Annotated in this window: 18 protein-coding genes and 1 pseudogene; 12 read left to right on the forward strand and 7 right to left on the reverse strand. The window is 64.7% G+C overall.

Features of this window, described 5'->3' with window-relative positions:
* The first annotated feature begins 36 nt into the window (after nt 1–36).
* The 8 genes from P6U25_RS20010 to P6U25_RS20045 all read left to right on the forward strand — a co-directional run bounded on the left by P6U25_RS20010 (nt 37) and on the right by P6U25_RS20045 (nt 7696).
* Entirely contained in the window at nt 37–804 is a 768-nt protein-coding gene (locus P6U25_RS20010; protein WP_407146477.1) for a DsbA family protein, read from the forward strand.
* Nucleotides 805–1043: 239 nt separating this feature from the next.
* Nucleotides 1044–1859 (forward strand): DUF1236 domain-containing protein, encoded by an 816-nt coding sequence (locus P6U25_RS20015; protein WP_407146478.1) that lies wholly within the window; start codon nt 1044–1046, stop codon nt 1857–1859.
* A gap of 296 nt (nt 1860–2155) precedes the next feature.
* Entirely contained in the window at nt 2156–2617 is a 462-nt protein-coding gene (gene aroQ / locus P6U25_RS20020) for a type II 3-dehydroquinate dehydratase (protein ID WP_407146479.1), read from the forward strand.
* 50 nt (nt 2618–2667) lie between these two features.
* On the forward strand, nt 2668–3162 hold the full coding sequence (accB, locus tag P6U25_RS20025; protein ID WP_407146480.1) for an acetyl-CoA carboxylase biotin carboxyl carrier protein: 495 nt from the start codon (nt 2668–2670) through the stop codon (nt 3160–3162).
* 25 nt (nt 3163–3187) lie between these two features.
* Complete coding sequence (gene accC, locus P6U25_RS20030) at nt 3188–4546, forward strand: acetyl-CoA carboxylase biotin carboxylase subunit (RefSeq protein ID WP_407146481.1); 1359 nt, start codon at nt 3188–3190, stop codon at nt 4544–4546.
* A 101-nt stretch (nt 4547–4647) separates the two neighbouring features.
* On the forward strand, nt 4648–6180 hold the full coding sequence (locus P6U25_RS20035; RefSeq protein ID WP_407146482.1) for a sensor histidine kinase: 1533 nt from the start codon (nt 4648–4650) through the stop codon (nt 6178–6180).
* Nucleotides 6177–6617: a response regulator gene (locus P6U25_RS20040; RefSeq protein ID WP_407146483.1), complete on the forward strand. Its 441-nt coding sequence runs from the start codon at nt 6177–6179 to the stop codon at nt 6615–6617. The genes P6U25_RS20035 and P6U25_RS20040 overlap by 4 nt, the downstream gene beginning before the upstream one ends.
* Nucleotides 6614–7696, forward strand: coding sequence for a sensor histidine kinase (locus P6U25_RS20045; protein WP_407146484.1), 1083 nt, complete (start codon nt 6614–6616; stop codon nt 7694–7696). The genes P6U25_RS20040 and P6U25_RS20045 overlap by 4 nt, the downstream gene beginning before the upstream one ends.
* Before the next feature lie 21 nt (nt 7697–7717).
* On the opposite strand, the gene P6U25_RS20050 is transcribed toward P6U25_RS20045, so the two are convergent.
* The 6 genes from P6U25_RS20050 to P6U25_RS20075 are packed head-to-tail and all read right to left on the reverse strand — an operon-like array spanning nt 7718 to nt 17608.
* A complete protein-coding gene (locus P6U25_RS20050; protein ID WP_407146485.1) occupies nt 7718–8059 on the reverse strand; it encodes a BA14K family protein in 342 nt (113 codons plus the stop codon).
* Complete coding sequence (locus P6U25_RS20055; RefSeq protein WP_407146486.1) at nt 8056–8364, reverse strand: hypothetical protein; 309 nt, start codon at nt 8362–8364, stop codon at nt 8056–8058. Before P6U25_RS20055 ends, P6U25_RS20050 begins: the two co-directional genes overlap by 4 nt.
* Nucleotides 8365–8372: 8 nt before the next feature.
* Nucleotides 8373–9875 carry an efflux transporter outer membrane subunit gene (locus P6U25_RS20060; protein WP_407146487.1) on the reverse strand — a complete coding sequence of 501 codons (1503 nt, stop codon included), beginning with the start codon at nt 9873–9875 and terminating at the stop codon, nt 8373–8375.
* On the reverse strand, nt 9876–13163 hold the full coding sequence (locus tag P6U25_RS20065) for an efflux RND transporter permease subunit (protein WP_407146488.1): 3288 nt from the start codon (nt 13161–13163) through the stop codon (nt 9876–9878).
* Between the two features lie 3 nt (nt 13164–13166).
* Nucleotides 13167–16274 carry an MdtB/MuxB family multidrug efflux RND transporter permease subunit gene (locus tag P6U25_RS20070; RefSeq protein WP_407146489.1) on the reverse strand — a complete coding sequence of 1036 codons (3108 nt, stop codon included), beginning with the start codon at nt 16272–16274 and terminating at the stop codon, nt 13167–13169.
* Nucleotides 16271–17608, reverse strand: a complete 1338-nt coding sequence (locus P6U25_RS20075) for an MdtA/MuxA family multidrug efflux RND transporter periplasmic adaptor subunit (protein WP_407146490.1) — start codon at nt 17606–17608, stop codon at nt 16271–16273. The genes P6U25_RS20070 and P6U25_RS20075 overlap by 4 nt, the downstream gene beginning before the upstream one ends.
* Nucleotides 17609–18191: 583 nt before the next feature.
* On the opposite strand from P6U25_RS20075, the gene aat reads away from it, so the two are divergent.
* The gene (gene aat / locus P6U25_RS20080) at nt 18192–18872 is read left to right on the forward strand and encodes a leucyl/phenylalanyl-tRNA--protein transferase (RefSeq protein WP_407146491.1); all 681 of its coding nucleotides are present in this window, start codon (nt 18192–18194) and stop codon (nt 18870–18872) included.
* 285 nt (nt 18873–19157) lie between these two features.
* Here aat and P6U25_RS20085 read toward each other — a convergent pair whose 3' ends face one another.
* Nucleotides 19158–20123, reverse strand: a complete 966-nt coding sequence (locus P6U25_RS20085; RefSeq protein WP_407146492.1) for a DUF2155 domain-containing protein — start codon at nt 20121–20123, stop codon at nt 19158–19160.
* Between the two features lie 235 nt (nt 20124–20358).
* Here P6U25_RS20085 and P6U25_RS20090 point away from each other — a divergent pair, with 235 nt between their 5' ends.
* The 3 genes and pseudogenes from P6U25_RS20090 to P6U25_RS20100 all read left to right on the forward strand — a co-directional run.
* A complete protein-coding gene (locus P6U25_RS20090; RefSeq protein ID WP_407146493.1) occupies nt 20359–21138 on the forward strand; it encodes an SDR family NAD(P)-dependent oxidoreductase in 780 nt (259 codons plus the stop codon).
* Between the two features lie 79 nt (nt 21139–21217).
* A complete protein-coding gene (locus P6U25_RS20095) occupies nt 21218–22159 on the forward strand; it encodes an alpha/beta hydrolase (RefSeq protein WP_407146494.1) in 942 nt (313 codons plus the stop codon).
* 136 nt (nt 22160–22295) lie between these two features.
* Nucleotides 22296–22616: pseudogene (locus tag P6U25_RS20100) on the forward strand (citrate transporter); the annotation flags it as partial.
* Nucleotides 22617–22710: the final 94 nt, after the last annotated feature.

The following is a 22710-nucleotide window of genomic DNA, read 5'->3' on the forward strand; positions in this document are numbered from 1 at the left end:
GCCGTATTTCGAGCCACGTTCAACAAGGATTTGTCCATGCCAGCGCTCCGCTTTCTTGCCCCTGCCCTCCTCGCGCTCGGCGTTTGCGCCGCGCCGCTATCGGCGTCGGCCCAGAGCTTTACCGACACCCAGCGCAGCGACATCGAGACCATCGTGCGCAACTACCTGGTGTCGCACCCGGAGGTGCTCGAGGAGGCGATGAACGAGCTCAACAAGCGGCAGGCAGCCGCCGAAGCCGAGAAGCATGAGCAGAACGTCGCCAAGAACGCCGACACCATTTTCAATTCGCCGCGCGGTGTCACGCTCGGCAACAAGGATGGCGACGTCACTTTCGTCGAGTTCTTCGATTATAATTGCGGCTACTGCAAGCGCGCGATGGCCGACATGCTCGATCTGATGAAGTCGGATCCGAAGCTGAAGGTCGTGCTGAAGGAATTCCCGGTGCTGAGCCAAGGCTCGGTCGAGGCCGCGCAGGTCGCGGTTGCCGTGCGCATGCAGGACCCGACCGGCAAGAAATATCTCGAGTTTCACCAGAAGCTGCTGGGCGGCCGCGGTGCCGCCGACAAGGCCCGCGCGCTTGCGGTGGCCAAGGATGTCGGCCTCGACATGGCCAAGCTCGAGAAGGATATGACGAGCCCTGAGGTCAAGGCGACCATCGAGGAGAACTTCCGCCTCGCCGAAGCCATGGGCATGAACGGCACGCCGAGCTATGTGATCGGCAAGCAGGTCGTGGTCGGGGCGGTCGGTCTCGACAATCTCAAGGAGAAGATCGGCGTCGCGCGCTGCGGCAAGGCGACCTGCTGACCATCGATATCCAGCAAATCCCGTCGACTGCGAATCCGGCTGCGAAGCAGCCGGATTTTCTTTTGCCGGAGGCGCGAAGTTCTCACCGCCACCGTGAAGCTCGATCGGGCTGCGGCTGAAGCGTTTCACGCGTTCATTGCGCATTCACGAAACCGGCCGCACGGAACCGCGGATTGCTAGGAACATCGTACATGCTCTCTCGTTGTCGGCGCGGGCAATGCTGAAATGAGGAGGAATTGATGACTAACCGTTTTCTGATTTCTGTCGCTGCGGCGGCTCTGATCGCTGGCACCGGTCTGGCGAACGCGCAGGGCGCAGGCGGCGCCGGCAAGGAAACGCCCGGCACCGGCGGCGGTGCGACCATGCAGCACAACGCGCCGTCCGGTGGCGCGTCATCCGGGACGATGCAGCATGAACAGGGCGGCAAGAAGGGTTCCGAGCACTCCACGACCGGTCAATCTCCGAGCGCTCAATCCCCGAGCACGAAGGGTGCGGAGTCCGAGAAGGGCGGCGCTGCCAGCAAGGGCGCACAGGAGAACATGCAGAAGAAGGGCATGAACTCGGAGAACGAGACGACGAAGGGCTCCAAAGGCATGAGGTCTGAGGAGCGCGACAAGAGCGGCAACATGAACGCCCAAAGCCGCGAGGGTCGCGAGCGCAACAATGCCGCCGAGACACGTGAGAAGGGCGGCGCCACGACGAACCAGAATGCGCAGACCCGGAATCCGTCCGACACCAACCGTGCCCAGACAAACGAGAGCCGCTCGCAAACCACCGGTAACGCGGCGACCTCGGCGACTGCGGCTCCTCCGGCGGAGAAGCGCACCGAGATCTCGACCGCGATCAAGTCGGAGCACGTGAGCGAGGTCACCAACGTGAACTTCAACGTGGCAGTCGGCACCCGCGTCCCGGCCAGCGTTCACTTCTATCCGGTGCCGGAGCGGGTCGTGTCGATCTATCCGCAATGGCGCGGCTATGAGTTCATCCTGGTGCATGGACGCTACGTGATCGTGCAACCGCAGACCCACGAGATCGTCTACATCATCGAGGGCTAAACCCAGCCTCGGCGCGGGGGTGCCGCGACGGACCCTCGCCGACGTTCGACCCCGCCCTGAAGGGCGGGGTCTTGCTGTTGGATGCTATGGAACGGGACAGTGGATCGTGGGGGCTAACTCCCGTCGCGGGCACGTCCCACGCGAATTGGTTAACCAGCGTTTTCCGAAGGTTATGACTATCCTCTGATAGCCAGGACGAAGCTGTTGAAGACCTTTGAATTCCACCTAAAGGCTTCCCCTGCGGCCGGTTGTTACCTATAACCCGGCCCACTCCACCCCTTCGCCGGAACCTTGGAATGGCTGCTGCCGGAACGATCTATGTGCTGAACGGCCCGAACCTCAACTTGCTGGGGACGCGCGAGCCCGAGACCTATGGCCATGCCACACTCGCCGATGTCGAGAAGCTGTGCGCGGACACCGCCCGACAGTTCGGACTTGCCGCCGATTGCCGACAGTCCAATCGCGAGGGCGAGTTGATCGACTTCATCCACGAGGCCCATGCCAAGAAGGCGGTCGGACTCATCATCAATGCCGGCGGTTATTCCCATACCTCCATCGCACTGCATGACGCGCTGATTGCGGTGAAAATCCCGGCCGTCGAGGTGCATGTGAGCAACATCCACGCCCGCGAGAGCTTCCGGCATCATTCGTTCACTGCTAAAGCGGCGTTCGCGTCGCTTTGCGGCTTTGGCATCGACGGCTACCGGCTGGCGATCCTCGGGCTCGCCGCGAAGATCGGCGCCAAGGCAAAGACCTAATCGTCACTCCTGACGTCCCCCGTACCAGACAGAGATTCCGGATCAAGATCATGGCGCGCCAGCCAGACGACAAACCAGCGGCAAAATCCAAGAACGACGACAGCGCCCTCATTCGCGAGCTTGCACATCTGCTCGCCGAGACCAACCTGACCGAAATCGAGATCGAGCGCGCCGGTCTGCGCGTCCGCGTCGCACGCAATGTCAGCATCGCCGCTTCCGTGCCGAGCATCCCGGTTCAGTCGGCGGTGGCAGCTCCAGTCGCGGCCGCGATTCCGGTCGCGGCGGCGCCGGCCGCGGATCTCGCAAAGCACCCCGGTGTTGTCCCCTCGCCGATGGTCGGCACCGCCTATTGGGCGCCGGAGCCCGGCGCCAAGCCGTTCGTTGAAGTCGGCACGAAAGTGTCCGCCGGACAGACGCTTCTCATCATCGAGGCGATGAAGACGATGAACCAAATTCCGTCGCCGCGCGCCGGCACCGTGACGCAGATCCTCGTCGAGGACGGCCAGCCCGTCGAATTCGGCGAGCCGCTCGTGATCATTGAGTAGCAATTCGTCAACGTCAGGCGCTGCGATGTTCGACAAGATCCTGATAGCCAATCGCGGCGAGATTGCGCTCCGCGTGCTGCGCGCCTGCAAGGAGCTCGGCATCTCCACCGTCGCCGTGCATTCCACTGCCGACGCCGATGCCATGCATGTGCGGCTCGCCGACGAGAGCGTCTGCATCGGCCCGCCGCCGTCGAAGGATTCCTACCTCAACGTGCCCGCGCTGCTCGCGGCCTGCGAGATCACCGGGGCGGACGCCGTGCATCCGGGCTACGGCTTCCTGTCCGAGAACGCACGCTTTGCCGAGATCCTCGCCGATCACAACCTGCACTTCATCGGTCCCAAGGCCGAGCATATTCGCCTGATGGGCGACAAGATCGAGGCCAAGAAGACCGCCAAGCGGCTCGGGATTCCCGTCGTCCCCGGTTCGGACGGCGCGGTGACGTCGGACGACGACGCGATGGCGATCGCCAAGTCGATCGGTTTCCCGGTGCTGGTGAAGGCAGCCGCCGGCGGCGGCGGCCGCGGCATGAAGGTCGCCCACACCGAGGCCGACCTCGCGCTCGCGTTGTCGACTGCGGCCAACGAGGCCAAGTCGGCGTTCGGCGACGCCTCGGTCTATCTGGAAAAATACCTGCAGAAGCCGCGCCACATCGAGATCCAGATTCTCGGCGACGGCCGCGGCGGCGCCATCCATCTCGGCGAGCGTGACTGTTCGTTGCAGCGCCGTCATCAGAAGGTCTGGGAGGAAGGCCCCTCGCCGGTGCTTGCAGCCGCAGCTCGCGCCAAGATCGGCGAGACCTGCGCCAAGGCGATGCGGGACATGAAGTATCTCGGCGTCGGCACCATCGAATTCCTCTACGAGGACGGCGAGTTCTATTTCATCGAGATGAACACGCGCATTCAGGTCGAGCATCCCGTCACCGAAAGCATCACCGATATCGATCTGGTGCTGGAGCAGATCCGGATTGCCGCCGGCGGCGACCTCCCTGCGAAGCAGGATGACATCGCGATCATCGGCCACGCCATCGAATGCCGCATCAATGCGGAGAACCCGCAGACCTTCCGACCTTCGCCCGGACGGATCACGCAATTCCATCCGCCGGGCGGCCTCGGCGTGCGGATCGATTCCGCCGTCTATCAAGGCTACATGATCCCGCCCTATTACGATTCGCTGGTCGGCAAGCTGATCGTGCACGGCAAGACCCGCGGCGAATGCCTGATGCGGCTGCGCCGGGCGTTGGACGAAATGGTGGTCGACGGGATTGAGACCACGCTGCCGTTGTTTCGAGCCCTGGTCCGCGAGCCCGACATCATCGAGGGCGATTACCACATCCACTGGCTGGAGCAGTATCTCGCGGGTCAACCGGCCGACCCGCCGAAATAATCCGGCGGTCCCCTGGAACCCGAAGCCTTGCTCAAGCGTATCATTGAGTTAGTGGCTTGGTACGGGGATCTATTGAACTCCGCTGGTTTGACGAGACTGTCGTGACGCGGCTCATTTCACGACAGCGCAGTGCCCTGCAAATCCTGCTGCTGTCGGCGGGATTTTTGGTGCTGGTTGCCGTCAGCGTGGCCTCGGTGCTCCTGGTCAACAAAGCGCGCAGGGACAACGCCTGGGTCGTCCATACCATCGAGGTCGAGAGCCAGATCGCCAACCTGCTGGTTGAAATCCGCCGCGCCGAGAGTGCCACCAGAGCGTATCTGCTGACGTCGGCGCCGCAGCATCTGGCGGAATATCAGTCTGCTGCGACCGGCATCCCGCCCGCGCTCGACCATCTCGCGAAGATCAGCGTCGACAATCCGACGCAGGTCGCCAACAGCGAAAAACTCAAGGTCGCGATCGACCGGCGCCTCTCCGAGCTCGCCCGCGACATCGACCGCGCCCAGCACAACGACGTTGCCGACAGTATCGCCGATCTGCGCAGTACCGCCTCGACCGACGCGGTGGCAGCGATCGCGCGGATCGGCAGTGACATGCGTACCGAGGAAAACCGGCTGTTCGCGATGCGCACGGCGACGGCGGACCAAACACAGGTGCTGGCGTCGTCGGTCACGATCGCCGGCTCCTGCATGGTGCTGGCGCTCGCCGGCTTTTCGATCGTGCTGCTGCGGCTCTCCTCGCGGGCCCGCGACGATGCCGAGGCCAAGCTGCGCGACATCAACGTCACGCTCGAAGCGACCGTCGACGAACGCACCGCCGACCTGCGCGAGGCCAACGAGGAGATCCAGCGCTTCGCCTATATCGTCAGCCACGATCTGCGGTCGCCGCTGGTCAACATCATGGGCTTCACCAGCGAGTTGGAAGAACTTCGCGGCGACATCTTCCGGCGCATCGCGACGCTCAACCGTTCCGCATCACTTGCCCCGGGGGTGCCGGATGATGCGACCGACACCGCCGAGCCCGAACTGCAAGGCTCCGACAAGCAGTTGTCCGACGACTTCAGCGAGTCGCTCGGCTTCATCAAATCGTCGATCGCCAAGATGGACCGGCTCATCACCGCGATCCTCAATCTCACCCGCGAAGGCCGCCGCGAGTTCAAGCCGGAGCCGATCGACGTCCGCGCACTGATCGAGGGCATCGTCAAGACGGTCGCGCACCAGGCGGCCGAGAGCAACGCCACGATCGAGATCGGTTCACTGCCTGATGTCGTCAGCGACCGCCTGGCGATGGAGCAGATCTTCTCCAACTTGATCGACAACGCGCTGAAATACCTCAAGGATGGCGTCCCCGGCGAGATCGCGATCGAGGGCCGCACCAAGCTCGGCTTTGCGATCTTCGAGATCACGGATAATGGCCGCGGCATCGCCCCGAAGGACCACCAGCGCATCTTCGACCTGTTCCGGCGAGCCGGAACCCAGGACAAGCCCGGGCAAGGCATCGGTCTCGCCCATGTCCGCGCACTTGTGCGCCGACTCGGAGGCACCATGTCGATAGCATCGGAACTTCACAAGGGCAGCACCTTCACGATCACACTGCCTATTAACTGGACAGGCAAGAACCGGGATAAAGCTTCATGAGCAATCCAGTCACCATCATCATGATCGAGGACGATGAGGGTCATGCTCGCCTGATCGAGCGCAACATCCGGCGATCGGGAGTCAACAACGAGATCATTCCGTTCACGAACGGCACCGCGGCCGTCGACTACCTCTTCGGCAAGGACGGCACCGCGGCTGATCGCAAGGGCCAGGCGCTGCTGATCCTGCTCGACCTCAATCTGCCCGACATGACCGGCATCGATATCCTGAAGCGGGTCAAGGAGAACAAGTTTCTCAAGTCGACGCCGGTGGTGGTGCTGACCACCACGGACGACTCCCAGGAGATCAAGCGTTGCTACGAGCTTGGCTGCAACGTTTACATCACCAAGCCGGTGAATTACGAAAGCTTCGCCAACGCCATTCGCCAGCTCGGGCTGTTCTTCTCCGTCATTCAGGTTCCACCCGCTTCGACATGACCAGCGCGACGCCGACACTGCTTTATATCGACGACGACGCGACGCTTGCGCGGCTGGTCGAGCGCGGGCTGACGCGTGCGGGCTTCAAGGTCGTGCACGCTGCCAGCGGCCAGGAGGGCCTCGATCGTCTTGCTCAGGGCGGCATCGACGTCATCGCGCTCGACCAGTACATGCCCGGCCTCGATGGACTGGAGACGTTGGAGCAGATCCTGAAGATTCCGGATGCGCCGCCGGTGGTGTTCGTCACCGCCGCGCAGGATTCCGCGATCGCCGTCACCGCGCTGAAAGCCGGCGCCGCCGACTATCTGGTCAAGGATGTCAGAGGCGAATTCATTCCCCTGCTCCAGGTCGCGGTGAATGGCGCGATACGGCGAGCTGCGATCCAGAAGGCGCGCGACGAGGCTGAGGCCGAGGTGCATGCCTCGCGGGATCGCTACGCCGCGCTCGCCGCCGAACGCGAGGTGTTGCTGCGCGAGGTCAACCACCGCGTCGGCAATTCGCTCCAGATCATCGCCTCGCTGCTGCATTTGCAGGCCAACTCCGCGACCCAGGACGACGTGAAGGCTGCCCTGACCAACGCCATGGGGCGCGTCGCCGCGGTCGCGCAGGTGCATCGCCGCCTCTACACCTCGCACGACTTCAAGACGGTGATGTTGAACCAGTATCTCGAAGCGCTGCTCGAGGATCTCAGGCGATCGGCCGAAGGCAACAAGATGTCACGGCTGACGCTGAGCGCCGATCCGATCGAGATCGACCCGGATCGCGCGGTCGCGATTGGCGTCATCGTCAACGAACTGGTGATGAACGCAGTGAAATACGCCTATCCCGACGGCGCCGGCCCGATCGATGTCGAGCTCAAGCCGGAGGGCGATGATCTCCTGCTGTCGATCAGTGACGAGGGCGTCGGCTTCGACGACAAGGTCGATCCGCGCGGCACCGGTATGGGCCAGCGCATCGTCACCGCGATGGCCGCCAAGCTCGACGCCAGCGTGGAGCGCGATCCGGATCACAAGGGCACGAGGGTCTTGGTCCGCTTCAGCCGTGCCGCTGCGACGCCACAGACCGCGGCGGCAAAATAGACCCGCCCCTCTCGTTAGTCTTCAGTGCTGAGACCGGTGCCGCCGCTTCCCGTGCGGACCGCAATCCCGGCACGGCGCGGCGAAGACCACCTGCGACGGATACGGCAGTGCCGAGCGCCACGGCGTCGCTCCGAACAGGCCCGCCGCGCCGAAGCCGGCGCTGAAGGGATCGGCGGCAAAATTGCCCGGGAAATAGCCATTGGTGCGGAAGTCGCGATCATCGTCTCTGCCGTCGAAGGACCAGCCGCTGGTATAGCCGAAGCGCAGCGGGCGCTGCTGCGCGGATGCCGTACCACTCGTGCATAGCGCGACGACGGCACAGACAATGAGCCCCTTTGTTGCGGTGACGGCTGCGTTCCTCATGGCCGGATCGTCCCCCAGTCGCCCTTCCAGGCAATCAGATGCCCCCTGCCGAACTGCAGATAGAGTCCGTCGCTGCGGTTCGACAAGATACTTCCTCTGACATTGGGCAGCACGACGAAGAGTTCATTGCCGGGGCGACCGCGGACGTAGTTCAACGGCACGCCGAGCGCCCTGCTCGCCTGGTCGACCGTCATGCCGAAGGAGAGCGGGACGCGGTTGGGCACCAGTTGCGCGCGAGACGCGCCCGACGGAATGCCCAGCGCGATGACAAGGCCGACAATCACCCGTCCAATCAACCGTTGCATGGCCATCCTCATTGCAGCGCCGCCAGCGTGCCGGTCGGCGTCCAGCCGCCGCCGAGCGCCTGGAACAGGCTGCTCGCCGCCAGCAGCTTGTTGAGCCTGACCGTGACCAGATTGTTCTCAGCGGTGAACAGCGTCTGCTGTGCCTGCAGCACGGTGATGAGGTTGATGGTGCCGCCCCGCAACTGCGTCTCGGCGACCTCGAACGCCTTGCGTGAACTCGCCACCACGTCCGACTGCAGGCGCTCCTGCAGCGTGAACTTCTGCAACGCGATCAGCGCCTTCTCTACATCGGCGAAAGCCGACAGCACGGCCTTGCGATAGGCCTGCAAGTTCTGCAACTGCTGGCCCTTGGCGAGCTTGAGCTGGCTCTCCAGCAGGAAGCCGTCGAACAGCGGCTGGGTCAGGCTGGCGGCGAGCGTGTAGTACCACGCGCCCGGAGCGAACAACGAGGCGAGCGCCGCGCTCTGGAAGCCAGTGGTGCCGGTGAGCTGGATCTGCGGGAAGAAAGCTGCTCGCGCGGCCTCGACGCTGAAATTGGATGCGGCGAGTTGCGCCTCGGCCTGGCGGATATCGGGCCGCTGGTACAGCAATTCCGACGGCAGCCCTGGCGTGACGCGCGGGACCGAAATTTGCGTGGTGCTGCCGCCGCGCACGGTGAAATTGGCCGGCGCCCGCGCCACCAGCAGGGCCAGCGCGGCGGTGTTCTGCCCGACCGTCACCTCGAGCGGCGGGATCGCCGCGCGCTGGGTCGCGACCAGCGCTTCCTGCTGCGACACGTCGAGCTGCGAGGCGGTACCGCCGGCAAACTGCTGCTTGATCAGCCCCAGGATGCGCTCGGCCGCGGCCAGGTTGCGGCGCGTCACCTTGATCTGGTCCTGCGCCGCAAGGAGCTGGAAATAGGTGTTGGCGACGGTCGCCATCGTGGTCAGCGCCACCACCTCACGGTTGTAGCGGGCAACCGTGGCGCTCTCCTCCGACGATGCCAGTGTCGCGCGGTTCTTGCCCCAGAAATCGACGATATAGCTCGCACTCAGCCCGAGATTGAATGACGAGAACGTCCCGCTGACGCCGGTCGATGAATTCGATCCCCTCGCCAACCGCTCGCGCTCGGCGGTGAACGAGCCTGAGACTGACGGCAGCAGCGCAGCCCCGGAGACGCCGACCTGCGCGTCGGCTTGCACGATTTGCGCGATCGCGACCGCGATATCGAGATTGTACTCCTGCGCCGATTCCATCAGCCCGGTGAGTTCGGCGGAGCGAAAACCGCGCCACCAGGCGAGCGCCGGAACGGCAGCGTCGGCGTTGCCTTTGGCGGCTGACTTATAGCTTGCCGGCACTTCGAGATTGAGCTCGGGGCGTTCCGAGCCCGGGATACACCCTGATAGCCCGAGACCGACGCCGACCAGCATCACCAGCGCGGGCCGCTTGCCGGGACGGAACTTCGGCACGCGCGGAAAACGGGCAGCTTTCCGCGCCGTCTGAAAGTTTCGCAACGCTGTGGCTATCGGCATTTACTCGCCCGCTTGGAGAGACCCAGGAAACCGTGTTGCAGTGCCGCCACGCCGCACGCGCTGGGCCCACAGGCGGAACCGGTCGAGATAGAGATAGATGACCGGCGTCGTATAGAGCGTCAGGACCTGGCTCAGGATCAGGCCGCCGACGATGGCGATGCCGAGCGGCTGACGCAGCTCGCCCCCTTCGCCCACCCCTATCGCCAGCGGCGTCGCGCCCAGCAGCGCCGCCATCGTCGTCATCATGATCGGACGGAAGCGCAGCAGGCAGGCCTCGCGAATGGCCTCGAGCGGCTCCAGCCCGCGCTTGCGCTCCGCCTCCAGAGCAAAATCGATCATCATGATGGCGTTCTTCTTCACAATGCCGATCAGCAGGATGACGCCGATCAGCGCCATGATACTGAACTCGGTCTCGAATGCCATCAGTGCCAGCAAGGCGCCCACACCCGCGGAGGGTAGTGTGGATAGAATCGTCAGCGGATGGACGTAGCTTTCATAAAGCACGCCCAGCACGATGTAGATGGTCACCAGCGCCGCCAGGATCAGGAACGGCTGATTGTTGAGGGAATCCTGGAACGCCTTCGCGGTGCCCTGGAACGTGCCGCGGATCGTGGCCGGGACGCCGATCCGGTTCATGGTGGCCTCGATGCTGGCGACCGCGGTGCTCAGCGAGACATTCGGCGGCAGGTTGAACGAGATCGTGTTGGCGACCAGCAGACCCTGATGATTGACCGCCAGCGGGGTCGCGCCCTCCCTGAAGCTGGCCACCGCCGAAAGCGGGATCATTGTCTCGCTGCTGGTGCTGACCGCCGATCCGGTCGAGGCCACGCCCTTCCCCGTCGCACCGATCGAGTTGGTGGCCTGATTGCGTGCGGCCTGGGCGTTGGCCGCAGTCGCCGCGCCCGAATTTCCGGGCGCCACCACAGTGCCGGCCACGGCATTGGTCGACTGCGAGCCGCCGACCGACGCGCCCGACTTGCTGATATAGACGTCCTTGAGCGTCTCCGGGTTCTGCCAATAGCGCGGCGCCACCTCCATGATGACGTGATACTGATTGCGCGCGACATAGATCGTCGAAACCTGCCGCTGGCCGAATGCGTCATACAGGGTGTTGTCGACCTGGCTCACGGTGATGCCGAGCCGGGCCGCCGCGTCGCGGTCGATCACGAGGTTGGATTCCAGGCCCTTGTTCTGCTGGTCACTGTTGACGTCGGCCAGGTTCGGATCATGTTGCAGAGCGGCCGCGATCTTCGGCGTCCATTCATTGAGCTCCTCCAGCGTCGACCCCTGCAGCGTGTACTGGTACTGCGCGTTCGACGCCCTGCCGCCGACGCGAATATCCTGCACCGCCTGCAGGAACAGGCTGGCGCCGGGAACGACGGTCATCTCCCACCGCAGCCGCCTGATCACGCCATCGGCGCTGATCTTGCGCTGATCGAGCGGCTTCAGCGAGACGAACACGAAGCCGGAATTGGTCTGGCCCCCGCCCGTGAAGCCGACCGCCGTCTCCACGGCCGGGTCGCTCTTGATGATGTTGACGAACTGCGCGAGCTTCTGCTGCATCAACTGGAACGACACGCTCTGGTCGGCCTGAATCGAGCCGACCAGGCGTCCCGTGTCCTGCTGCGGGAAGAAGCCCTTCGGGATCACACCGTAGAGATAGAAATTCAGGCCGAACACGGCGGCCAGGATCAGCATCACCGACAGCGGGTGCTGCAACGCGGCGGTGAGCGTCCTGCGGTAGAAATTCAGCATCGCTTCGAAGATGCGTTCGCTCGCCCAATAGAGCCGCCCGTGGCTGCGGCCGCGCTCGGGCTTCAGCAGGATCGCGCACATCATCGGCGTGGTCGCGAGCGAAATCGCGAGCGAGATCAGGATCGAGATCGAGATCGTCATCGCGAATTCGCGGAACAGCCGACCGACGATCCCCGCCATCAGCAGGATCGGGATGAACACCGCGATCAGCGAGATGCTCATCGACAGAACGGTGAACCCGACCTCGTTGGCCCCCTTGAGCGCCGCCTGAAGCGGGCTCATCCCCTCCTCGATGTAGCGGGTGACGTTCTCCAGCACGACGATGGCGTCGTCGACGACAAAGCCGGTCGCAACCGTCAACGCCATCAGGGACAGGTTATCCAGACTGTAACCGATCAAATACATCGCCCCGAAGGTCGCGACCAGCGACACCGAGACCGCGACCACCGGGATCAAGGTGGCTCGCGCATTGCGCAGGAACGCGAACACCACGATGATGACCAGCAGCACGGCAAGGATCAGCGTTCGCTCCACGTCGTGCAGCGAGGTGCGTATGGTGGTCGAACGGTCGACCGCGAGGCCGATGTCGATCGCTGGTGACACCGATGCCTTGAGCTGCGGCATCAACGCCTTCACCAGGTCGACAGTGCTGATGATGTTCGCATTCGGCTGCCGGTAGAGGATGATCAGCACCGCCGGCTTGCCGTTGGCGAGGCCTGCGTTGCGCAGGTTCTCGACGCCGTCGACCACCTCGCCGACATCGGAGAGATGAACGGCCGCCCCGTTACGGTAGGCCACAATTAGCGACTTATAGTTCTCCGCCTTATTGGCCTGGTCATTGGCGTAGATCTGGTAGCGCCGGTCGCCGACGTCGATCCCGCCCTTCGGACTGTGCGCATTGGCATTGGACAGCGCGGCGCGAACGTCCTCCAGACCGATGCCATACTTGTACAGCGCTTGCGGAATGAGCTCGGCTCGGACAGCCGGCAGCGAGCTGCCGCCGACCACCACCTCGCCGATCCCCTCGACCTGCGACAGCTTTTGCGCCAGCACGGTGGACGCCGCGTCGTAGAGATCGCCGCGCGTCAGCGTATCCGACGTCAGGGTCAGGATCAGGATCGGCGCGTCGGCCGGATTGACCTTACGATAGGTCGGATTGGAGCGCAGGCTGGTCGGCAGGTCGGCACGCGCCGCGTTGATCGCGGCCTGCACGTCGCGGGCCGCGCCGTTGATGTCGCGGTTGAGGCCGAACTGCAGCGTGATGCGGGTGGCGCCGACGGAGCTTGAGGACGTCATCTCGGTGACGTCTGCGATCTGGCCGAGATGCCGCTCCAGCGGGCTTGCCACCGTCGTCGCGACATCCTGCGGGCTGGCTCCAGGCAGCGTCGCCCGCACCGAAATGGTCGGGAAATCCACCTGCGGTAGCGGCGACACCGGCAGCTTGAAGAACGCCACCACCCCGGCCGCCGCAAGCCCGAAGGTCAGCAGCGTGGTCGCCACCGGCCGCCGGATGAAGGGTGTTGACGGATCCATGGCTCAACGCGACCCGGTTGCCTCGCCGACCTCCCCCGATCGCCCGGCGAACCGAACCGCAAGACGATCGAACCAGAGATAAATGACCGGCGTCGTGAACAGGGTGAGCAACTGGCTCACCAACAGGCCGCCGACGATCGAGATGCCGAGCGGATGCCGCAGCTCGGAGCCCGCGCCGGTGCCGATCATCAGCGGCAGCGCGCCGAGCACCGCGGCCATCGTGGTCATGATGATCGGCCGGAAGCGCAACAGGCACGCCTGGTAGATCGCCTCACGCGGCGACTTGCCCTCGTTGCGCTCGGCATCCAGCGCGAAGTCGATCATCATGATCGCGTTCTTCTTCACGATGCCGATCAGGAGGATGATGCCGATGATCGCGACGATGGTGAGGTCCTGCTTCGCCATCATCAGCGCCAGCAGCGCGCCGATACCGGCCGAGGGTAGCGTCGACAGGATCGTGAGCGGATGGATGAAGCTCTCATAGAGCACGCCCAGCACGATATAGACCGTGATGATCGCCGCCAGGATCAGGAAGAGCTGGTTGGACAGCGACGACTGGAACGCCAGCGCTGCGCCCTGGAAGCTCGTGATGACGCCGAGCGGCTGGCCGATGTCGATCTGCGCTTGCTTGATCGCCGTCACTGCCTCGCCCAGCGAGGCGCCCGGCGCCAGGTTGAATGAGACGGTCGCCGACGGGAACTGGCCGAGATGCGAGACCTGCAACGGCGCGGTCTCCTCGCGCATCTTCGCCATCACCGACAATGGCACCGGCGTCGACCCCACCGACGACGGCAGGTAGATCGATGACAGCGATTGCAGCGAATTCTGCAAGGACGGATCGGCCTCCAGGATCACGCGGTACTGGTTCGAATTGGTGAAGACGGTGGAGACGATGCGCTGGCCGTAGGAGTCGTACAGCGCATTGTCGATCGTCGCCGGCGTGATCCCGAACCGCGCCGCCTGGTCGCGGTCGATCTCGACGAACACCGAAAGGCCCTGCGCCGAGATATCGCTGGTGACGTCACTGAGCTCGGGCAGTTCGCGCAGCTTCTCGACCAGCTTCGGCGTCAATTCGGCGAGCTCGGCCGGATCGGCATCCTGCAGAATGAACTGGTATTGCGTCCGGCTCACCGTGCCCTCGATGGTGAGATCCTGGACCGGCTGCATATAAAGCGAGATTCCGGTCAGCGACGCGGTGCTCGCCTTGATGCGGTTCATCACCGTCGCGATGTCGGACTTGCGCTGCTCATGCGGCTTCAGGTTGATCAGGATGCGGCCGCTGTTGAGCGTGGTGTTGGTGCCGTCGACGCCGATGAAGGACGACAGGCTGTCCACCTCCGGGTCCTTCAGGATCGCGCTGGCGAGCTGCTGCTGGCGCTGGGCCATCGCCGCATAGGAGACCGATTGCGGCGCCTCCGAGATCGCCTGGATCACGCCGGTGTCCTGCAGCGGAAAGAAGCCCTTGGGGATGATGACATAGAGCCACGCGGTCAGGCCGAAGGTGGCGAGCGCGATCAGCAGCACCAGGGTCTGGCGATCGAGCACCCGGTTGAGCATCCGGCCATAGATCGCGATGACGAAGTCGAACCCTTCGCGGCTGAGCCGCTGGAAGGTGTTCTCACGCGCCGCGTCGTCCGCCTTCAACAGCTTGGCGCACGCCATCGGCACCAGCGTCAGCGACACCACCGCGGAGATCAGGATCGTGACCGACAGCGTGATGGCGAATTCGCGGAACAGACGGCCGACGACGTCGCCCATGAACAACAGCGGGATCAGCACTGCGATCAGTGACACCGTCAGCGAGATGATGGTGAAGCCGATCTGCTCGGAACCGCGCAACGCCGCCTCCAGCGGCGATTCACCCTCCTCGATATAGCGCGAGATGTTCTCGATCACGACGATGGCGTCGTCGACCACGAAGCCGGTCGCGATCGTGAGCGCCATCAGCGACAAATTGTTCAGGCTGAAGCCGAACAGATACATCGCCCCCAGCGTCCCGACCAGCGACAGCGGCACCGACAGGCTCGGAATCAGCGTCGCGCGGGTCGAACGCAGGAACACGAAGATCACGAGCACGACCAGGATCACCGCGAGCGACAGTTCATATTCGACGTCGCGGACCGAGGCGCGGATCGTCACGGTGCGGTCGGTCAGGATGTTGAGGTCGATCGCGGCCGGCAGCGTCGCCTGGAGTTGCGGCAGCAAGGCCTTGATGCCTTGCACAACCGAGATGACGTTGGCGCCGGGCTGGCGCTGGATGTTGAGGATGATCGCCGGCGTCTCGTTCATCCAGGCGCCGAGCTTGTCGTTCTGCGCCCCCTCGACGACATCGCCGACGTCGCTGAGCCGGACCGGCGAGCCGTTCTTATAGGCGACGATCAGCGACCTGTAGTCGGCCGCATTGCGGATCTGGTCGTTGGCGTTGATGGTATGGGCGCGCATCGCGCCGTCAAAACTGCCCTTCGGCGTATTGACATTGGCATTGCCGAGCGTGGTGCGAAGATCGTCGATATTGAGGCCGTAGGCCGCGAGCTTGCGGATGTCGGCCTGGATGCGCACCGCCGGCCGCTGGCCGCCGCTGATGCTGACGAGGCCGACGCCGGCAAGCTGGGAGATTTTCTGCGCGAGCCGCGTGTCGACGAAATCCTCGACCTGGGTGAGCGGCATGGTCTTCGAAGTCAGGCCGAGCGTCAGGATCGGGGCGTCGGCCGGGTTGACCTTGGCATAGATCGGCGGCGCCGGCAGGTCGGACGGCAGAAGATTGCCCGCGGCGTTGATCGCGGCCTGCACCTCCTGCTCGGCCACATCGAGCGAGATCGAGAGGCCGAATTGCAGGGTGATGACGGAAGCGCCGGCCGAGCTGACCGAGCTCATCTGGTTCAGGTTCGGCATCTGGCCGAACTGCACCTCGAGCGGCGCCGTCACCGACGAGGTCATCACATCGGGGCTGGCGCCAGGATAGAAGGTCTGCACCTGGATGGTCGGGTAGTCGACCTCAGGCAGCGCCGCGACGGGAAGGAATCTGAACGCCAGCATGCCCGACAGCATGATGGCGATCATCAGCAGGGTCGTCGCCACCGGCCGCAGGATGAATGGCCGTGACGGGTTCATTGCTTGTGCCCGTCCTCGGAGCGCTCGCGCTTGCCACCACCTGCCTTGTCGGGATCAGCCCCCTTCGCGTCCCCCCTGGTATTTCCCTTGGCGCTTCCGTTGGCGCCGCCCTTGGCCGCCGCGGCGGGATTGGCAGCGTCGGCCGGCGAGCGAACGATCACCTTGGCGCCCTCGCGCAGCTTGTCAGCGCCGTCGATCACGACGCGATCGCCGGGCGAAAGCCCCGACAGCACCTCGACGCGGTCGCCCTCAGTAACGCCGAGCTTCACGGGCTTGACCGAGACCGTGCTGTCGGCATTCACCAGATAGACAAAGGTGCCGGGAACGCCGCGCTGGACTCCGGCGGTCGACATCGTCGTGACATCCTTGTGGGTGTCGAGCAGCAGACGGACGTTGACGAACTGGTTCGGATACAGCGTGCGCTGGTCGTTCTCGAACTTGGCACGCAGCTTGATGGTACCCGTGGTCGCATCGATCTGGCTGTCGAAGGTCTGCAGCGTTCCCTCGGCAAGCTTGTTGGCGCCGCTGCGATCGTAGGCCGCGGTCGGCAGCACCGCGCCCTCGCGCAGCCGCTTCGCGACCGCCTGCAGATTGTCCTCCGGCAAGGTGAACAGCACGCTGATCGGCTCGAGCTGCGTGATCACGACGATGCCGCTGGTGTCTCCCGGCGTCACGTAGTTGCCGAGATCGACCTGGCGCAGACCGACGCGCCCGTTGATCGGCGACACGATGCGGCAGTACGCCAAATTGACCTCGGCCGATTTCACTGAGGCGCGGTCGGCTTCGACCGTGCCCTGATATTGCGCGACCAGCGCGATCTGGGTGTCGAGCTGCTGGTGCGGCACCGCGTTCTGCGCGGCGAGGTTCTGATAACGGGTCAGGTCGACCTGGGCGCCCTTGAGTTGCGCTTCGTCGCGCGCGAGCTGGCCCTTGGCCTGCGCCAGCGTCGCCTCATACGGACGAGAATCGATCTCGGCGATCAGATCGCCCCGCTTGACCTCGTCGCCTTCCTTGAAATCGACCCTCATCAGATAACCGCTGATCTGGCTCCTGATCGTCACCGTGGCGAGTGACGACACGGTCCCGAGCGCGTTCAGGCTGACGCCGATGTCGCCCTTGGCGACGGTCTCCGGCACGATCGACATCGGCACACTGTTGCGCCCGCCGGCCGCCTGTTGCGGCGCGCTTTGGTGCCGCGTCCACCAGACGATGCCGCCAAGCAGCAGCAACACGATAAGCGTCGTCAGCACAGTCCGGCCACGCGACTTCCGCCCGGTCTGCTTGGACACGTCACCTGACGGAATGAGGGTCGGATCTTTGATCTGCTGGTCCATGAGCTGCCCACGACGAAACACGAACGAGCTCGCGCGATTCTCTGCGTCCCCTGAAGCCGCGCGCGCGCCACACTCGAGGAAGCATTTTGAACGCTTCCTGAACACAAAGCGCGTTAACAATCGGAAAGGATGGTGTCTACTCCACCGCCAGTCGATCTCGCCCTTCACGCCGGGCTGTCTTGCAGTTTATCCGATGCTCCGCAAGCGGGGCAATACGATCAGCAACAATCCGACAAAGTAGGCCACATCAAAGGCGGCGAACGCGCGGACGTGTTCAAACGTGATCGCTTTGAAGCCGTCAATTCACGACACTTCAGAGCCAGACATCCACGCGATCATGACCGTTCATGGTGCGATGGTGCGCACGAGATCGATGACAGTTTCGTGTGATCCGGCTCGTCTGTATTGAAAGTCGGGGACGCAACGGCCATGTCGCGTGCCTGCGCCCGCAGATTTGGTCGCAATCTGGCGGTCACACCGCTGCTCTCGCGACTTGGCCCGCAAGGAACCGGCATACGGCTGAGGACAGCACAAACATCGATGGCCCATCGCATCGCCGCCCGGTGTTTGCTATTCTCCGTACATGACGTCGCGCGACTCCGCTTCCTCTGAAATCACGCCCGAAGTGCTGTTGCGCGCTTATGCCTGCGGCATCTTTCCGATGGCGGAGAGCGCGGATGACCCGACTCTGTTCTGGGTCGAGCCCGAACTGCGCGGCGTGATTCCGCTCGATGGCTTCCGCGTCGCCTCGCGGTTGGCGCGCACCGTGCGCTCGGACGCGTTCACCGTCACGGTCGACACCGCGTTCAAGGCCGTGATCGCGGGCTGCGCGGCGCCGCATCCCGGCCGCGACGACACCTGGATCAACAAGCGCATCCGCGATCTCTATGTCGGGCTCAACGCGCTCGGCCATTGCCACAGCGTCGAGGTGTGGCAGGACGACAATCTGGTCGGCGGGCTCTATGGCGTGAGCCTCGGCCGCGCCTTCTTCGGGGAAAGCATGTTCCACACCGCGCGTGATGCCTCGAAGGTCGCGCTGGTGCATCTGGTGGCGCGCCTGATCGCCGGCGGCTTCGAACTGCTCGACACCCAATACGTGACCGAGCACCTGAAGACGTTCGGCGCGATCGAGATTCCACGCCGCCGCTATCGCGCGCTGCTCGACAAAGCGGTCACGGGGGCGCCGGCGGATTTTTGCAAGCTCGACGTCGCCAAGCCGGTCAAGGGCGCGGACGCCCTCGCCATCATCGCCGAACGCAATTGAAATGGTCCGGATCCCGCCTCGCGAGACCCGGACGCCAAGATCGCAACCAAAGCATGATGGCATTAGGTTGATCTGAAGCCGCGCCGGAGGTCACCTCTCCCTTGGGAGAGGTCGATTTGCGCAGCAAATCGGGTGAGGGGTTACGGTCTATCGAGAGCGCAAGGCCCCCTCACCCGGATTGCTTCGGACGATGCTCCGCATCGCCGAGCGCAATCCGACCTCTCCCCGGCGGGGAGAGGTAGACCGAAGCCGCCGCGACGCGATTCGACCCAAGCTCATCCTGGTCTAGTTCCCGAACAAGCCGCCGAACAATCCGCCCGGGCGCTGCTGTTGCTGCGGCGGAGGTGGCGGCGGTGGTTGCGGCTGCTGCTGATACTGCGGCGGCGGTGGCGCGGGACGCGGTGCCGCCTGCTTCGCCTGCCGCTTCTGGGCGGGCGGCGGTGGTGGCGTCGGCTGCTTCGGCGGATCGGGCGCCGCCGTCACGATGGTCTGATCCGGCCCTTTGCAGTCGGTCAGCCAGATGTCGTAGATCGGATGCTCGACGCCATGCAGGCCCGGGCTCGCGGCGAACATCCAGCCGGAGAAGATCCGCTTCACCTCGCCCTGCAGCGTGATCTCGTCGACCTCGACGAAGGCGTCGGTGTTGGCGGCTTCCGTCGACGGCCGCGTGTAGCAGGCATCGGTCTTCACACGCAGCGCGCCGAACTGCACGGTCTCGCCGATATCCTCGTCGAAATTGATGATACGTCCGGTGATCTTGTCGAGACCGGAGAAGCTCGCCTTCTTGTTGGTGATCTTGGTCGATGGCGGCTCCTGCACGACCTCGTCGCCGGGCTGCAGCGCCCCCGGCGCGCCCTTGGCGGCCGGGCGCTGCCCCGGAGGGGCGTTGGCGACACTGGGCGCGCCGGGCTGCGGCGGCTGCACCGCAACGCCGGGCTGAGCGTTCGGCGGCGTGACCGCGACACCGGGCGGAGGCGCCAGGGGCTGCGACTGCACGCTCCCGGGCGGCGGCACGGCCTGCCCGGGCGGCAGCGGCCGGTTCGGCGTCGGCAGCACCCGGCCGCGCGGCAATTCCGGCACTTCCTCGTCGTCGTCTCCGGGCGGCATCTGGCCGCGCGGAATCGCGCCGGGCGGACGCGGCGGCGGATCGGAGAAAATCGTTCCGATCTGCGCGCGCGCGGGCGGCGCAAGCGAGACGGTTGAGGCGGCGATCAAGGCCGCAAAGCCAATCAGGGCAATGGTTCGAGACATCTCGCGCGGCTTAAAGAGGCGAATCGGGCTCGCGACAGTTTACCTTTGATATCGGCCGCTCGCAGGCCACCGGTTAACACGGCGAATACGGCGGGGAAAGGGCGGTTTGCCGCCCTTCCCGGCCCTCTGGTCAGCCTCCGGAACACGTGGAATAGTCCGTGTCCCAAACCCGCGCAGCCCCAAGCGCGAAAACGAGGAATCCGGCACTGAACCGGACCAGCCAGAGGAAACCAACATGGCCGATCGCGTCAGGCTCGATGGCCGGGTCGCCGTCGTCACCGGCGCTGCCGGCGTCATCGGAACCGCCACGCTGCATCTGCTCGCCGACCGCGGTGCGCGGATTGTCGCAGTCGACCGCAAGGAGGACGACCTGAAGGCGGTCATCAAGGACCTGCCGGCCCGGGCCGAGGCGCTCGCGGTGGCCGCCGATGTCACGCAGGAAGACGAGGTGAAGGACTATGTCCGCGCCGCCGTCGACCGGTTCGGCACCATCGACGTCTTCTACAACAACGCCGGCATCGAGGGCGACATCAAGCCGATCCCCGAATACTCGCTGGAGAGCTTCCGCCGGGTGCTCGACGTCAACGTCGTCGGCGTCTTCCTCGGCATGAAATACGTGCTGCCCGTGATGTTGAAGCAGAACAAGGGCAGCATCATCAACACCGCCTCGATCGCAGGCCTGATGGGCTCCCCGATGATCGCGGTCTACAGCGCGAGCAAGCACGCGGTGATCGGGCTCACCAAGAGCGCGGCCTGGGAGTGCACCGGCACCGGCGTGCGCGTCAATTGCGTCTGCCCCGGCTTGATCGACAGCCGGATGCTGAGCACGATCCTGCAGGGCCGCAGCGGCGGCAACGCGCCGCCGCCTCCGGAGAAGATCGTCGACCGCATCCCGGTGCGCCGGCTCGGCCTGGCCAGCGAGGTCGCCTCGATCGTCGCCTTCCTCGCCTCCGACGAAGCAAGCTACGTGTCGGGCTCCGCCTACACCGTTGACGGCGGCCGCACCGCCGCCTGACGCCCGCTGTCATTCCGGGTTCGATGCTTCACATCGCCCCGGAATGACATCATTAAAGATCATGAGAAGGTTGTTCTTAATGCCCGTCGTTCTCGATCCCGATGCCGCCGCCGTCTACAAGGCGTTCCAGGACGCCGGCCGTCCCGCCTATGAGACGCTCACCGCGGCGGAGGCACGCGACTACTATCGAGCCGCCCGCGTCGTCAGCAATCCCGAGCCGCCCGCGCTCGAATCGAGCAAGCCGCTCGCGATCCCGGCGCCACACGGCACGATCCCGGCGCGCATCTACACGCCGAAGGCGCTGCGCAAGGCAGCCGGTCTTGCGCCGTGCCTGGTGTTCTTCCATGGCGGCGGCTGGGTGATCGGCGACCTCGATACCCATGAGGTGGTCTGCCAGAAGCTCGCCCATGAAGGCGAGCTGATCGTGATCTCGATCGACTATCGTCTGGCGCCCGAGCACAGATTCCCCGCCGCGGTCGATGATGCCGTCACCGCGACCAAATGGATCGCCGGCAATGCAAGGGATTTCGGCATCGATGCCTCTCGCCTCATCGTCGGCGGCGATAGCGCCGGCGGCAACCTTGCGGCCGTGGTTGCGCTCACCGCGCGTGACGGCGGACCGAAGCTTGCCGCCCAGTTGCTGGTCTATCCCGCGACCGATTTCTCGCGACAGCATGCCTCGCACCGCGAGCCCGAAACCAGCGTGTTGCTGACGCATTCGGTGATCGGCTGGTTCGCCAATCATTATCTGGGCGGTGCCGACGGGAGCGACTGGCGCGTCTCGCCAGCGCGCGCCAAAAGCTTTGCCGGGTTGCCGCCGGCCTATGTGCTGACCGCCGGCGCCGATCCGCTGCGTGACGAGGGCGACGAATATGCGAAATTCCTGAAGGACGCCGGCGTGCCCGTGACCTACCGGCATTTCCCCGGCCAGTTCCACGGCTTCTTCACCATGGGCAAGCTGCTCAACCAGGCTAACATCGCAGTCAGCGAAATCAGCGCCTGGCTCAAGAGCCTGGACTGACATCGCGTCCGACGAAGCGGCCGGAGGTCTCTCCGGTCGCTGGGCCGCGTCGAGCCGCGATATATCCACCCTCGCGGCCATGCTGCGCCCTGAACTCGCGGACGCCGCGCGATGGTCGCGGCAGACTGCGTCACGCGTGTCCAAGTTGCCCACCGCGGCGTGGCAGACCGCGCTCGGGCTCGGCTTCGTTTCGGCGGTGTTCGACAACATTCCGCTGACCGCGCTGGCACTCAAGCAGGGTGGCTACGATTGGGGCTTCCTCGCCTACGCCGTCGGGTTTGGCGGATCGATGATCTGGTTCGGCTCGTCCGCCGGCGTCGCGCTGTCCAACATGTATCCGGAGGCCAAGTCGGTGACGAGGTGGATCACCCACGGCTGGCCGGTGATCATGGGCTACGTCACCGGCTTCGTCGTGATGCTCGCCCTCCTCGGCTGGCATCCCGACATCGCGCGCTGACGCTGGTGAGCGGCGACGTCGCTTTCGGCGCGACCAAGCGCATGTGCGCCGCACAGGTTGGAGGCAAGCGGTTCACCTCTCAACCCGCTGTGGC

This window comes from Bradyrhizobium sp. ORS 86 (assembly GCF_045571475.1).
Taxonomy (GTDB): Bacteria; Pseudomonadota; Alphaproteobacteria; order Rhizobiales; family Xanthobacteraceae; genus Bradyrhizobium.

Bases quoted from the DNA above. Each gene is read 5' to 3' on its own strand.
- P6U25_RS20010 (WP_407146477.1), top strand. From the start codon at position 37: ATGCCAGCGCTCCGCTTTCTTGCCCCTGCCCTCCTCGCGCTCGGCGTT.
- aroQ (WP_407146479.1), top strand. From the start codon at position 2,156: ATGGCTGCTGCCGGAACGATCTATGTGCTGAACGGCCCGAACCTCAAC.
- P6U25_RS20015 (WP_407146478.1), top strand. From the start codon at position 1,044: ATGACTAACCGTTTTCTGATTTCTGTCGCTGCGGCGGCTCTGATCGCT.
- P6U25_RS20065 (WP_407146488.1), bottom strand. From the start codon at position 13,163: ATGGATCCGTCAACACCCTTCATCCGGCGGCCGGTGGCGACCACGCTG.
- aat (WP_407146491.1), top strand. From the start codon at position 18,192: ATGACGTCGCGCGACTCCGCTTCCTCTGAAATCACGCCCGAAGTGCTG.
- P6U25_RS20045 (WP_407146484.1), top strand. From the start codon at position 6,614: ATGACCAGCGCGACGCCGACACTGCTTTATATCGACGACGACGCGACG.
- P6U25_RS20070 (WP_407146489.1), bottom strand. From the start codon at position 16,274: ATGAACCCGTCACGGCCATTCATCCTGCGGCCGGTGGCGACGACCCTG.
- P6U25_RS20060 (WP_407146487.1), bottom strand. From the start codon at position 9,875: ATGCCGATAGCCACAGCGTTGCGAAACTTTCAGACGGCGCGGAAAGCT.
- accC (WP_407146481.1), top strand. From the start codon at position 3,188: ATGTTCGACAAGATCCTGATAGCCAATCGCGGCGAGATTGCGCTCCGC.
- P6U25_RS20050 (WP_407146485.1), bottom strand. From the start codon at position 8,059: ATGAGGAACGCAGCCGTCACCGCAACAAAGGGGCTCATTGTCTGTGCC.
- P6U25_RS20090 (WP_407146493.1), top strand. From the start codon at position 20,359: ATGGCCGATCGCGTCAGGCTCGATGGCCGGGTCGCCGTCGTCACCGGC.
- P6U25_RS20095 (WP_407146494.1), top strand. From the start codon at position 21,218: ATGCCCGTCGTTCTCGATCCCGATGCCGCCGCCGTCTACAAGGCGTTC.
- accB (WP_407146480.1), top strand. From the start codon at position 2,668: ATGGCGCGCCAGCCAGACGACAAACCAGCGGCAAAATCCAAGAACGAC.
- P6U25_RS20085 (WP_407146492.1), bottom strand. From the start codon at position 20,123: ATGTCTCGAACCATTGCCCTGATTGGCTTTGCGGCCTTGATCGCCGCC.
- P6U25_RS20040 (WP_407146483.1), top strand. From the start codon at position 6,177: ATGAGCAATCCAGTCACCATCATCATGATCGAGGACGATGAGGGTCAT.
- P6U25_RS20055 (WP_407146486.1), bottom strand. From the start codon at position 8,364: ATGCAACGGTTGATTGGACGGGTGATTGTCGGCCTTGTCATCGCGCTG.
- P6U25_RS20075 (WP_407146490.1), bottom strand. From the start codon at position 17,608: ATGGACCAGCAGATCAAAGATCCGACCCTCATTCCGTCAGGTGACGTG.